General features: G+C 40.7%; 14 protein-coding genes. 5 read left to right on the plus strand and 9 right to left on the minus strand.

Features of this window, described 5'->3' with window-relative positions; all coding sequences use genetic code 11:
- Positions 1-11 precede the first annotated feature (11 nt).
- Positions 12-548: a hypothetical protein gene (locus ABC361_RS15815; RefSeq protein ID WP_413074843.1), complete on the plus strand. Its 537-nt coding sequence runs from the start codon at positions 12-14 to the stop codon at positions 546-548.
- A 25-nt stretch (positions 549-573) separates the two neighbouring features.
- Here the strand turns inward: ABC361_RS15815 and fdhD are convergent, their stop codons facing one another.
- From fdhD to fdhF, 3 genes are read right to left on the minus strand one after another with little or no spacing between them, the layout of a single operon-like run.
- Positions 574-1,374 carry a formate dehydrogenase accessory sulfurtransferase FdhD gene (fdhD, locus tag ABC361_RS15820; protein WP_413074844.1) on the minus strand — a complete coding sequence of 267 codons (801 nt, stop codon included), beginning with the start codon at positions 1,372-1,374 and terminating at the stop codon, positions 574-576.
- Position 1,375: 1 nt separating this feature from the next.
- Positions 1,376-2,020 carry a helical membrane plugin domain-containing protein gene (locus tag ABC361_RS15825; RefSeq protein WP_413074845.1) on the minus strand — a complete coding sequence of 215 codons (645 nt, stop codon included), beginning with the start codon at positions 2,018-2,020 and terminating at the stop codon, positions 1,376-1,378.
- Complete coding sequence (gene fdhF / locus ABC361_RS15830; RefSeq protein ID WP_413074846.1) at positions 2,013-4,967, minus strand: formate dehydrogenase subunit alpha; 2,955 nt, start codon at positions 4,965-4,967, stop codon at positions 2,013-2,015. The genes ABC361_RS15825 and fdhF overlap by 8 nt, the downstream gene beginning before the upstream one ends.
- Before the next feature lie 169 nt (positions 4,968-5,136).
- On the opposite strand from fdhF, the gene ABC361_RS15835 reads away from it, so the two are divergent.
- Complete coding sequence (locus tag ABC361_RS15835) at positions 5,137-5,946, plus strand: formate/nitrite transporter family protein (protein ID WP_413074847.1); 810 nt, start codon at positions 5,137-5,139, stop codon at positions 5,944-5,946.
- Positions 5,947-6,102: 156 nt separating this feature from the next.
- Here ABC361_RS15835 and moaD read toward each other — a convergent pair whose 3' ends face one another.
- From moaD to moaA, 5 genes are read right to left on the minus strand one after another with little or no spacing between them, the layout of a single operon-like run.
- Positions 6,103-6,342 carry a molybdopterin converting factor subunit 1 gene (gene moaD / locus ABC361_RS15840; protein ID WP_413074848.1) on the minus strand — a complete coding sequence of 80 codons (240 nt, stop codon included), beginning with the start codon at positions 6,340-6,342 and terminating at the stop codon, positions 6,103-6,105.
- Positions 6,339-6,782, minus strand: coding sequence for a molybdenum cofactor biosynthesis protein MoaE (locus ABC361_RS15845; protein WP_413074849.1), 444 nt, complete (start codon positions 6,780-6,782; stop codon positions 6,339-6,341). The genes moaD and ABC361_RS15845 overlap by 4 nt, the downstream gene beginning before the upstream one ends.
- 1 nt (position 6,783) lies before the next feature.
- Positions 6,784-7,287 (minus strand): molybdopterin-guanine dinucleotide biosynthesis protein B, encoded by a 504-nt coding sequence (mobB, locus tag ABC361_RS15850; protein ID WP_413074850.1) that lies wholly within the window; start codon positions 7,285-7,287, stop codon positions 6,784-6,786.
- Positions 7,263-8,537 (minus strand): molybdopterin molybdotransferase MoeA, encoded by a 1,275-nt coding sequence (locus ABC361_RS15855; RefSeq protein ID WP_413074851.1) that lies wholly within the window; start codon positions 8,535-8,537, stop codon positions 7,263-7,265. The genes mobB and ABC361_RS15855 overlap by 25 nt, the downstream gene beginning before the upstream one ends.
- A 16-nt stretch (positions 8,538-8,553) precedes the next feature.
- Positions 8,554-9,567 (minus strand): GTP 3',8-cyclase MoaA, encoded by a 1,014-nt coding sequence (gene moaA, locus ABC361_RS15860; RefSeq protein ID WP_413074852.1) that lies wholly within the window; start codon positions 9,565-9,567, stop codon positions 8,554-8,556.
- 99 nt (positions 9,568-9,666) lie between these two features.
- Between moaA and ABC361_RS15865 the strand changes: the two genes are divergently transcribed.
- The 3 genes from ABC361_RS15865 to moaC are packed head-to-tail and all read left to right on the plus strand — an operon-like array spanning position 9,667 to position 11,232.
- On the plus strand, positions 9,667-10,155 hold the full coding sequence (locus ABC361_RS15865; RefSeq protein WP_413074853.1) for a MogA/MoaB family molybdenum cofactor biosynthesis protein: 489 nt from the start codon (positions 9,667-9,669) through the stop codon (positions 10,153-10,155).
- Positions 10,152-10,718 carry a molybdenum cofactor guanylyltransferase gene (locus tag ABC361_RS15870; protein WP_413074854.1) on the plus strand — a complete coding sequence of 189 codons (567 nt, stop codon included), beginning with the start codon at positions 10,152-10,154 and terminating at the stop codon, positions 10,716-10,718. The genes ABC361_RS15865 and ABC361_RS15870 overlap by 4 nt, the downstream gene beginning before the upstream one ends.
- Position 10,719: 1 nt before the next feature.
- Positions 10,720-11,232, plus strand: coding sequence for a cyclic pyranopterin monophosphate synthase MoaC (gene moaC / locus ABC361_RS15875; protein WP_413074855.1), 513 nt, complete (start codon positions 10,720-10,722; stop codon positions 11,230-11,232).
- On the opposite strand, the gene ABC361_RS15880 is transcribed toward moaC, so the two are convergent.
- Entirely contained in the window at positions 11,233-12,672 is a 1,440-nt protein-coding gene (locus ABC361_RS15880; protein WP_413074856.1) for a 4-hydroxyphenylacetate 3-hydroxylase family protein, read from the minus strand.
- Positions 12,673-12,739 lie beyond the last annotated feature (67 nt).

The raw sequence follows: 12,739 nt of genomic DNA on the forward strand, positions 1-12,739 counted from the left end.
GAGGTGTTCTTTTGCTATTTAAAAAAAAGAAAGCCCCGTCCTTTGAGCAGCCTCAACCAACTCAAGCACCTTATCGACAGCCACCACCCAACCCAACACAAGGGATAACCAAACAAGCCCCAACTAAGCAGCCAAAGCCTATTTCTGACGAGCAACTACATCAATTACAACAATTCCTCCAGCATTCCTATCAATCCGTGACCGATTTTGAATATTTGATTGAAAAAGTTCCAACTGAGCAAACCGCGTCAACTTTACGTGACATTATTGAAGATCACAAAAAGCACTATCAAACCCTTTTGCACCTCTATCGTTCACAAGCAAATAAAGATCCTGAAATTAGCGAAGCATCGTTAAACCGCAATGCTTATACACCCGCATTAAAGAAGGCATTTGAACAATCACAATTTCAGTCTCACCTGTTTGAAGAAGCCACACGTCATACTGAAAATCCTCAAATACGTAATATTTATTCCTCTATCGCAAGAGACCATCAACGTCACGCACTTTGGTTCCTCTCTTATCTAACCGTTTTTTCAAAAACATAAAAAACAGAAGCTAGGTTTGAGTTGCCTAGCTCCTGTTTATTCTTTCTTGTACGGTATAAACGTTCATAGATTGCTGTCGAATAAAACCAACCGTCGTAATCTGGAGCTCTTCTGCTATTTCTAAAGCTCGATTTGTCGGAGCAGATTTAGATAGAATCATTTCACAACCAATCTTAGCCACTTTTAAAACAATTTCTGAAGATAACCTCCCGCTAAAAAGCAGTACTTTATCATCTAAAGAGATTTGGTTCCGCAAACAATAGCCATAAATTTTATCTAGCGCATTGTGTCTCCCTATGTCCATTCTCGTTAATACAATACCATCTTGTGTCGCAAGGGCTGCATTATGCACGCCACCTGTTTCTTTGAAGGTATTTGCTGTATCTTGTAGTTCTTGCATGAGCATGAGACATTGTGCAGGCGTAATACTTACAGAACGAGTATGCATCGTTTTCGTTGTTTTCGCATCCGAAGCAAAAATAAAGCTTTGGCGACTCATACCGCAACATGAAGTTAAGTATCGTTTTGTTTGTAGTTTTTGGTGAAGTGAATGAATCGGTTGATTGACGGTTAAGTGGACGAATCCCCTCGCTGCTTCATACCGTATGTGCTCGATGTTGGATATAGAAGAGACAAGCCCTTCAGAGATAAGGTAACCGACGACCATATCTTCAATATATCCTGGTGAAGAAATCATTGTAACGACTTCTTCACCGTTCATTTTCACCGTAATTGGAATCTCTGTCGCAACCATATCCGTTATTGTTTCCTCAATACCATCTCGAAAACGTAAGATCTCTCTTGCTGTTTGCACGGAATGTGTCATCTTACTTTTTTCTCAGCATAAATGGAATGGCAAAAGCGATTGCGCCAGCAGCAATGGCAAGCCAATTTGTTCCACTGGCTTGGGATTGAGTTCTTTGTTCTTGGCTGCTTTCTTGATACGTCTTGTCTGCAATTGTCGTTAATTCGAACTGTGGCTGATGATGTTCAAACTGGGTTTGATCTTCACCCATCCCTTTTAGCAACGCAATAAGCGTATTCACGCCTTCCAATGTTTTTGGATCTTTCATTGATTTAAATAGGTAGCCAGCACTTGATTGATTCGTGTTATGTTCATAATCAGCCACTTGATGTAAAGCCGAGTTTATTTTAAATAGCATAGGTTCTAAATCTGCTAGCTTGATGGACCCAAGTGACTGAACAAGAACGAGCAAGTTTTTTAGCGCTTGTGTAATGTGCGGATCATCCAACGTCTTAACAAGTTGATTTAACAATGGGTTTTTTTGATCCATTAAAGAATGCGCAATATTAAACGCCTCTGTATCATGAAATTTATTTAGGAGAGCAAGGACGTCCGTAATGGCGTCCTTGTTCTCTAGTAAAGCATTTTCTAATTCATGTAAGTCGTTTTGTCGTTGCGTTTCTGGATCAACAGGCATTCGTTTTATGGAAGTTACCGCTTTAGCCATTTTTCGCCTTCCTCCTCGCTTCAACTAAGTCACCAGGGAAAATGTAGTCACGTCGTGCCCATTTTGCTTCCACATTTACGCCGATTTGTGGCTGTGGATTTCCGTTCCGATGATTAATTCTCGGTAATGGACTTTCACCTTTAGGCTCTAGAATTTCCATTTTCGCAGAAATTTCTTTATATGCCGGTGTATCCGTATCCTTGTCGGAGTGAGAACTTGTTAAGTAGTTAATCGCTCCATCGCCACTTGTATTCATCGGAAGGTACACTTCTTTCCCTTTTACTCGATCCGTTACGATACAACGGACAAATACATGGCCATATGGAGAAGTTAGCTTTACTTTCGTGCCATCTTCAATCCCACGGTCTTTCGCAAGTTCCGGTGATACTTCCAAGAATTCATTTGGCGTTTTACGACTAATCGCTTTTGACTTATACGTCATATTTCCTTCATGGAAGTGCTCCAATAGTCGACCGTTATTAACATGAATGTCGTATTCTTCATCAAATTCAAGGGGTTTTGTCCACTCAACTGGCCATAGACGAGCTTTTCCTTCAGGTAATGCAAATCCATCTGTAAACAAGAGCGGCGTATCTGTACCATCTGCTTTAACTGGCCACTGCAAGCTATTATAGCCTTCTAAGCGATCGTAGCTTACACCAGCAAAAAGTGGTGTTAGCGAAGCCGCTTCATCCATAATCTCACTTGGATGTGTATAAGACCAGTTTGCACCCATGCGTTTGGCAATCTCTTGAATAATCACCCAGTCAGGTTTTGAATCACCTAATGGCTCAAGAACTTGATACAAACGTTGGAAACGACGCTCCGTATTTGTAAATGTTCCTTCTTTTTCTAAACTTGGACTTGCTGGAAGGATAACATCTGCATATTGAGCTGTTTTCGTAAAGAAAAGATCTTGCACAACGAAGAACTTAAGTTTTTCAAACCCTTCTTGCACATAGTTTATATTTGAATCCACAATTCCCATGTCCTCACCTTTAAGGTAAAGAACATCAAGGTTCCCATCGTGCATCGCGTCAACCATTTCGTGGTTATTTAATCCTGGCTCTGCTGACAAGTTTACGCCCCAGTTTTTCTCAAAACGCTCACGCACCTCATCATCTGTTACATATTGGTAGCCTGGAAAACGATCTGGCATACTTCCGAAATCACTTGCGCCTTGTACGTTATTATGTCCACGTAAAGGATACGATCCTGCACCTGGTTTCATATAGTTACCTGTAACAAGGAGTAGGTTAGAAATGGCTGTACTTGTATCTGACCCACCACCATGTTGCGTAACACCCATTGCCCAAAGGACAGATGTTGTTTTCGCTTCATGAATAGATGTTGCTAGTGCAATCAGTTCCTCTTTCGTTAAATGCGTCACTTCCGCTGCATAATCAAGTGTATACGCATCTAAACTAGCTAAATACTCGTCCACATCATTTACATGATTCGCTAAAAATTCTACGTCATGCCAACCTTGGTCGACGATATATTTTGTTACAGCTGACAGCCACACAAGGTCGCTTCCTGGGGCAGGTTGCACAAATAGATCAGCGCGTTCTGCTAGCTCATGCTTACGAATATCTGCTACGATGACCTTTTGACCGTTTAATTTTTGTGAACGTTTTACGCGCGTCGCTAAAACAGGATGTGATTCAACGGTGTTTGATCCAATTGAAATGATTAGTTCTGCATTCGCAATATCTTCAATGCTACCTGAGTCTCCACCGTAACCAACTGTACGCCAAAGCCCCATTGTTGCTGGTGACTGACAATAGCGAGAACAGTTGTCGATGTTATTCGTTCCAATAACGCCACGGGCTAATTTTTGCATAACATACGATTCTTCGTTTGTACATTTTGAAGACGATATAAAAGCAAGGGCATCCGCACCTTTATCTTCTCGTACTTCTTTAAATTTAGAAGCAATTAAATCTAACGCTTCTTCCCATTCTGCTTCACGGAACTCATTGCCATCACGGATAAGTGGTTTTGTAATACGCTCTTCACTATTCACAAAATCCCATCCAAACTTCCCTTTCACACAAGTGGAAATTCCGTTTGCAGGTGCTTCAGCGTTTGGTTCAACTTTTAAGATTTGGCGATCTTTTGTCCAAACATCAAAGGAACATCCTACGCCACAATACGTACAGACCGTTTTTGTTTTTTCAATTCTAGACTCACGCATTTGTGCTTCTAAATCAGAAATCGTCATGAGTGACTGATAACCCGTTTCTACGTTTTTCGTAATATTGATCATCGGTCTCATAGAATCGTCTTGTATGCCTGTAAGGAAACCTGCTTCGCCTTCCATCCCTACTTCCATCATTGCATTACAAGGACAAACAGTGGAACAGTGTCCACAGTTTACACAAGAAGATTCATCTATAGGAGAATTTTTATCCCATATAACTCTGGGTCTTTCTAAGTTCCAATCAATGGATAATGTTTCCGTAACTTGTACATCTTGACATGCTTCCACACATCTACCGCATAAAATACATTGATCAGGATCATAACGATAAAATTGGTTTCGCTGTACATCTGCTTCCTTTGAGCTATGTTCCGTTTCTTGATGAGTAACTTTCATATCTTTCACAGCATTATGTATCTCACAGTTGCCGTTGTTAAAATCACATACCGTACAGTATAATTCATGGTTTCCTAAAATACGGTCCATCGCAATTAACTGGGCTTCATGGACATCGTCGGTTCTCGTTTCTACTACATCGCCTGGTTTAATTTCTGTCGAACATGAGCGCACATACTCGCCGTTCACCTTAACAATACATGTATCGCAGGTTTCAATTGGCCCTAGGCTAGGATGATAACAAAGACTTGGAATATCAACAGATTCGCCATTCATCGTATTTAATACAGAATCTTTTTGAACCGTTTTCTTTTTTCCATTTAACGTAACCTCGTAAAATTCAGCCAATTATTTTCCCTCCCTTTTGAAAATAAACCAACCCATAGAACATATGAATTAGTTAATTTTACCTTTCCCTAAACTTACCATCCATAAACATCGCAGTATTAGGACTAAAAAACTGTTTGAATTAAGGAATATTTGGGTATATTCGGTAACATAGGAAAGGAGGATGTTTATGTATAAAGACACATTACATACGTTAAACAAACAAGCTAAAAATAAATATGGCTTGTTACGGAAATCACCATTTCGCTACTTACTTGCTTCGATTCTTGCAGGCGCTTACGTAGGGATTGGATCCCTTGTTCTTTTTGCTGTTGGAAACCCTTTATATGAAGCAAACTCACCATTTGTTAGCATTATGACAGGAGCGACATTCGGTGTTGCATTAGCGCTTGTTCTTTGGGCAGGATCCGAATTATTTACAGGTAACAATATGATTTTCATGGCATCTTCACTCTCTAAAGTAACGAATTGGCGTCAAACCCTTATCATTTGGGGGTGGAGCTACTTTGGAAATCTGATTGGCGCACTTGCCATTTCAGCCCTTGTTTTTTTATCCGGAATTTTTGCTGCTGTAGGTCCAGATGATTATATGATGACTCTAGCAGCAAACAAAATGAATGCTCCTATGCTTGAATTATTCTTTAGAGGTATTTTATGTAACTGGATTGTCTGTCTTGCCATTTGGACATCTTTACGAGCTGAAGGGGATATCGCAAAGCTCTTTTTAATTTTCGTATTAATTTTCGCCTTCGTTGCTGCAAGTTTTGAACATAGTGTTGCCAATATGTCTATACTTGGTATGGCTCTTATGCACGGCGGATCAGAGGCTGTTACGATAAACGGATTTTTCCACAACCTCATTCCTGTAACACTCGGTAATATTATTGGTGGTGCAGTCTTTGTTGCTGGAACCTATTTTGCCATTAGCTATACGAAAAAGGAATATCAAGAAGAAGATTTCGAAAAGAAAAGTAGTTGATATAATTGAGCAGCTCCCTCTACTACCTAATCCTTTTGTAGATAACTGTGGTGCTGCTTTTTCTTTATATGCTATTTTGCAGCAAATAAACGCAAAAAACTTGATGAGTGCATCTTAAGACTTCACTCACCAAGCTTCCTTTTACGTGAACGTTTTTTATCCACCGCTTACTGGCGGTATGAATGCCACTGTATCTTCTGACTTCAACGTTTCTTCATTTGTAGCGAATTCCTCATTAATCGCAACCATCATCGTAGTTAAAGAACCTCGATCTAATTGGTACGTCTCTTCTATATATGCCTTTAGTTCAGCAACTGTTTTCCCTGTAAATGAAAATTCTAACGTTTTATGACCTATTTTTTCTTCTAAACCGGCAAATAAAAGCAGCTGAATCATAACGGTCCTCCTGTTTGATAAGACTGTTGCTCTAATTGATCGCCAATCCATTTGGAACCATCTTCCCAGTATTCTTTTTTCCAGATTGGCACCATTTCTTTTATCCGCTCCATTGCATACTCGTTTCCTTCGTACGCTGCTTTTCGATGAGGTGAGCTAACAGCAATGACAATGGCGATCTCGCTAATCTCTAAAACTCCTAATCGATGGGTAATGGCCACCTTTGTTCCAGGCCATTTGCTTTCAACTTCTTCCCCAATTTTTTGCAACATTTTTGTAGCCATTGTTTCATATGCATGGTACTCAAGCCTTATTGTTTTTTTCCCATGGGTTAATTCACGTACAGTTCCAAGAAACGTGGCGACAGCACCGCAATTTCGATCCATTACTTTATTGATGATGTCTTGAACTTGGATCGGATTCTTTGTTAATTCATACACGTTACGCTCCCTCACTTCTCTCTATATACTCTTTTATGTATGTTAAAGCAGCTGGATCATCCCGTTGAAAGACTGGAAATGGCACGTTTTCTATGGCGTTCAACTTGTGATAGAGAACACAACAAATATTGTTTAAAGACAGTAATGCCAAATCTGTCTCGTCTCGTAAACAAACCACCTTTGGGTACGTTTCTTGCTTCCACCCTTCAATAAAAATTATATCTGGACGACATAAGTAGGTTTGAACATTGATTAAATGGGTGAGGGAAGGGTTGATGGCATTTGTAGAAAGATGCACCACGCCAGCCCCTTCAACAATGGAAGATGCCGAACCCTTTTGCATGAAGCGAGCGCTATCTGTCATGCCATCAGGTTCGCCCCCATGTCCGTGATGTTTAATCGTTGCCACAGTTTGGGGGGTCTGTTGGAAAGCAACTAGTAACCTCTCAATAAAAGTAGTTTTGCCGGCATTTTTATACCCTACGACTTGAAGAATTTTTCCCAAGAGGAATCACTTCCTTCAATGCTATTTAGGATCAAAACATCGACTTTGTCCCCTTTTTCATACCCTCTTGTCCCACCGGGTAATAAAATGAGCACGTCAGCTTCTGCAAGTGAAACGACGGATCCGGATTTATCCAGTCCAGAGGGGTACACGATATGCTCTCCTGTAGCTTCTTCCAACTTACCTCGAATGAGCCTTGTAAACGGATTCGGTTTTGGAAAATCAACGCCTAGAGTTCCTTTACTTAAGGGAAGATGCGCTTTTGCTCGTTGTGAACGTCGAATAACTGGTCGAGCAAATAATTCAAAGCCAACAAAACATGCCCCTGGATTCCCAGATAGACCAAACAATAGCTTTCCACTTTTTGTTGCAGCAGCTGTTGTGACACTACCAGGCCGCATTGCTACTTTATTAAACAGTGTTTCTGCTTCTAATTGTTTCACAATTTCAGGCACTAAATCAAAATCCCCTACAGAAGCGCCACCTGTTGTAATCATAAGATCCACTTTATGTAATTGTTCACGAATAATCTTCATACATGGTTCTATTTTATCTTCAACGTGTCCAAGCATGACTGGAATACCACCAGCACGTAATACTTGCGCAGCAACCATATATGCATTGCTATTTCGAATTTTCCCTGGTTCTAGTGGTTCATTTACGTCTACTAATTCACTTCCAGTTGCGAGGATACCTACAACAGGTTGCGCGGCAACTGAAACGTTAGCAACTCCAAAGGTGGCAAGTTGAGCAATAATTCCAGGGTGAATCAAACTGCCTGCCTTTGCGATGATTTCTCCTTCTTCTGTGTCCTCTCCAATAAAAGAAATATTGTCATGATGCTTAACTTGCCGCTTAATGTCAATCTCGCTGCTGTTTTTTTCGTGAACAAGCTCAAGCATAATGACTGCATCACAACCTGTGGGAATCATGGCTCCGGTCATAATTCGAACGGCTTCATATTCGCCGACTTCTGACTGAAACACTTGACCAGCGCCAATTTCTCCTATCACACGAAACAAGACTGGTGTCTCTCGCGAGGCAGAAGCGGTGTCAACTGAACGAATAGCAAACCCATCATAAGGCGAGCGATTAAAAGAAGGAACTGGATGACTTGCTCGTAAGTCATCCGCTACAATTCTGCCATAGCTTTGAACAATTGATACGTTTTCCGTTCGTACTTCTAATGGATAGGCCATCACACGTTCAACGGCTTCGTCGATTTGAATTGGTTGTCTTCTTTCTACCATTTTGGCACCTCCATTCCTATCCACCGATATAAGACATCTCAATTTTCTTCCTATTTTTTGATGATTCTGCGGTTCTTAATTCTGAATATCGATCAGAACGATTTTCCCAAATTGTCTTTATTTTTTCTTTGATAAAGGCATCCGATTGACCAGCTCGTAGGTCCTCTTTTAAATCGGTTCCTGATTCAGAGAACAAGCAAGTAAACACTTTTCCATCAGCAGAAAGGCGCGCTCTCGTACAAGTTCCACAAAATGTCTCTGTTACGGATGAAATAAACCCGACTTGAACGTCAGACCCTTCGTACTGGTAACGACTAGCCACTTCGCCAAAGTAATAGTGGTCAACAGGCTGTAGCGGACCAATCTCCGATACTAACGTATGAAGTTCTTTCTTGGAGACGACTTTTGAATAACCCCAGCCGTTCGTTTGGCCCACATCCATAAATTCAATGAACCTCAGCATAACGCCTCGGTCTTTACAATACTTCGCCATTGGCACGACTTCTTGCTCGTTTAACCCACGCTTAACCACCATGTTCACTTTCACACCTAGGCCTGCTTCAAGCGCCGCATCAATGCCGCGAAGGACCACATCGGCTTTTGTTGCACGTCCGCTCATTTCTTGAAAAACAGTCGTATCCAAAGCATCTAAACTGACATTCACTCTCTTAAGTCCTGCTTCTTTTAATGATTTCGCTAACTTAGGCAGCATAACGCCGTTCGTCGTTAAAGCAATGTCGTCAATGCCTTCAATTTGATTTAGTTCTTGTATAAGTTCTTCCACATTCTTTCTGAGAAGTGGTTCTCCACCTGTTATTCGGAGCTTATTAACACCTAAAGCGGCGAACTGATTCGCTGTCTGAACAATTTCTCCAAACGTTAAGAGTTCTTCTTCTTTCATAAAAACATAGTCTTTACCGAATATTTCCTTAGGCATACAGTACGTACACCGAAAGTTACATTTATCCATAATCGAAATACGCAAATCTCGTAGCGGTCTACTTAATTGATCTTCAACGTTCATGTTCATACTTTACTGCTCCTTTCTACTCACTTACTATAGAGTGAGAGAAATTAGAAATTAGTTAGTTATTCATTATGTATATAGAAAGTAGAGGGATCTAAAGTTATGCACCATTTATTTGATGTCAATTACGCCAACGTTGCCATTCTAACGTTATCTGACTCTCGTTCAAAAAAAGAAGATAAGAGTGGTCAACTTATTCAATACTTGCTAAATGATCACCATAAAATTGCATCATATATCCTTATACCCGATGATCCACAACTTTTAACGTCAAATCTGCGTTCCTTAGAAGAAAACCATGCTGTTGACGTCATTATTTGTAACGGGGGGACTGGAATAAGCAAACGTGATAACACTTACGCTACCATAAAAAGCTTAATCGATAAGGAACTACTCGGCTTTGGTGAACAATTTAGGCAAAGAAGTTATGAACAAATTGGCGTAAGAGGACTTTTTAGCAACGCCATTGCCGGCGTGATAAACAACACTGCCATATTCGCCTTACCTGGTTCTTCAAATGCAGTTAAACTCGGCATGGAGGAATTTATTATCCCGATGATTCCTCATCTATTAGGAGAACTCAGAAAATGAACATTGCGGGTCTAGTCCTAGCAGGTGGAAAATCTAGTCGGTACGGTACGCAAAAATTATTTGCTGAATATGAAGGGGCTCCTCTTGTCTTGAAAAGCGTTCGTGCGTTTCAAAAAGCATCCCTTTCTTATTACATTGTAACAAACGAAGAGCTTGCAGCCTATTTTAATAAAACCGATCCTTTCATTATTGAACAAACCCCTCATGAAGGACCACTCTCAGCATTATACACAGGCTTGCACTACGTTCAACAACATAACTTTACTCATGTTCAAGTTTTAGCAGGTGATTTACCCTATATAGATGAATCTTTTACCGTGTTTATGCAACAACAACTATATCGGCATCCTGATTCAGATATTCTCCTCCCAGTTCATCGAGGACTCGATCAACCTTTACACGGGTTGTATCATGTTAACTGCCTGTCAAAAATTGAACGATTGCTACCGGATTATTCAAGTATGCGCGCCCTTTATTCAACTGTTCACACAAAGCGAATTAACTTTTCAGATGAAGTACCTTATTTTAAAAATATTAACCGTATAACGGATTGGAGCGACTAATATGACTTCTTTTTCACATTTCAACAATGAAGGCCGAGCAAAAATGGTGAACGTCGCCGATAAAGACGAAACGGCTCGCACAGCTACAGCACGTACAAAAGTCCGCTTATCGCCTGCTTTATATCAGGCAATCCATGAGGAAGGGTTAAAGAAAGGCGATCCCCTTTCCGTTGCCCAAGTTGCCGGCATCATGGCAGCAAAAAAAACAGCAGATTGGATTCCTATGTGCCATCCAATTACGATCCAAGGAACAGATTTAACGTTTTCCTTTTCCGAACGTAAAGAATCGAATGATTATGTACTCGTCATTCATGCCACAGTAACTGTTAAAAGCAATACTGGAGTTGAAATGGAGGCTCTTACCGCCGTCAGTGCTGCCGCTTTAACATTCTACGATATGTGCAAAGCCGTCGATAAAAGTATGATCATTGAAGAGACGCTGCTCGTTGAAAAAACCGGAGGCAAAAACGGTGATTTTTATCATCCACTTCTAGAAAAAGAGAGAAGCGAATAATCACTTCTCTCCCTTTAAAAACCTATGAACTCTTTCTTGCAGTGCTTCTTTTTTCGGGCGATACAGCCCGTTTAAAGAAGAGAGTACACGAATAGGATCTCCGTAAAAGTATCGCTCATAAAGCAGTTGCCGGCTACCAAACTCAGTAATCGATAGATCTCGAGCAAGTTGGATTAGCTGAAATTTATCGTAAGCACTTACGTATTCACCTTTTACAAATCGTTCAAGCTGAGGTGCGATCGCTGAGTTAAAATCTTTTTCACTTGGAGCGGCAATAAAGTGACTTGCTCCTAAAAGCTGAATAATTTCAATTAATCGTGGGTAGGTTGACTGATAATAAGACGCACAAGCTTTTAATGTTTCCAATTTAGGAACCATGATGCCATAGTCGTTTAATTCTGCCTGAGCCTCGGACGAATAGACGAAACCCATCATTGCTTCTAATGCAATGATGATCTCTGCAAGTTTTCCTTGAATATGCTGGTGCCGTTCGATATCGAATGTTGCTACCAACGCTTGAGCAATTCCTAGCACCCACTCTGTTTTGACAATTTGGCGGTTAACTGCTTGATATAATAAAAATGATTCAACGCCTGTTTTCATAAATAAATCATTCATTAGCCACTCGTCTCGATACAAGAAGACACGCTCCCACGGAATAAACACGTGGTCAAATACAACAATCGCATCTCCTTCTTCAAATTGAGCGCTCAAAGGCGAATCGAATACACTTTCCTTTTTGTAAGCAGGTCGATTAATAAACGTTAGCCCCTCTGCATCCGATGGAACTGTACAACCAAATAAATAATCACTATCAATAAAAGCAGCAGATGGGACTACAAGCAATTCGTCTGTAATCCCACCTTGAGTAGCTAATAATCGAGCCCCATCAATGATGATGCCCTCTTCCGTCTCTTCCACAATCTTTGTTGCAATCGCTTGCTCTGTCCCCTCGCCGTCCGGATAAAAAGGTTTTCTGCTAATAGATGGGTTCACGAAAGTATGTGTAAATGTTAAGTCTTCCTCTTTTGCTCGTCTATAGATACGGTCAATATGATCACCAAATGCCGGATCATTCTCGGAAAAAAAATCTTTCGCTCCTGCCATAATGGTAATCATCGTATTCACATAATCTGGAGAGCGCCCAAGAACCCCTAACGTTTGATTTGCCCAAAGCTGTGTCGCTTTTCTCCGTTTAACTAAATCATCTTTTGTACGTGGAATTTCAAAAGAGAAATTCGATTGTTTATCCTTTGCTTGTAAAATAGCTGAATGCTGTTCGTCATGGACCATGTCATAGAGAAAGCTCTTGGCACGGAGGACCGAACGGAAAGGCTCAACCTCAGTGTAAGGAAGCTTGATACGCTCTCCGTCCATCCATACATCACTCTTTAGACGCCCCATCCGCTTTAAAAACTCAGCACCAGTCGCAATTGTCATTTTTCACACTCCTTCATTTCTCGCTATACCTTATGCACGTTTGCCTAAGTGTGTGTGCTAGAAAAAT

The organism is Shouchella phoenicis (genome assembly GCF_047238345.1).
Classification (GTDB): Bacteria; Bacillota; Bacilli; order Bacillales; family Bacillaceae_D; genus Shouchella.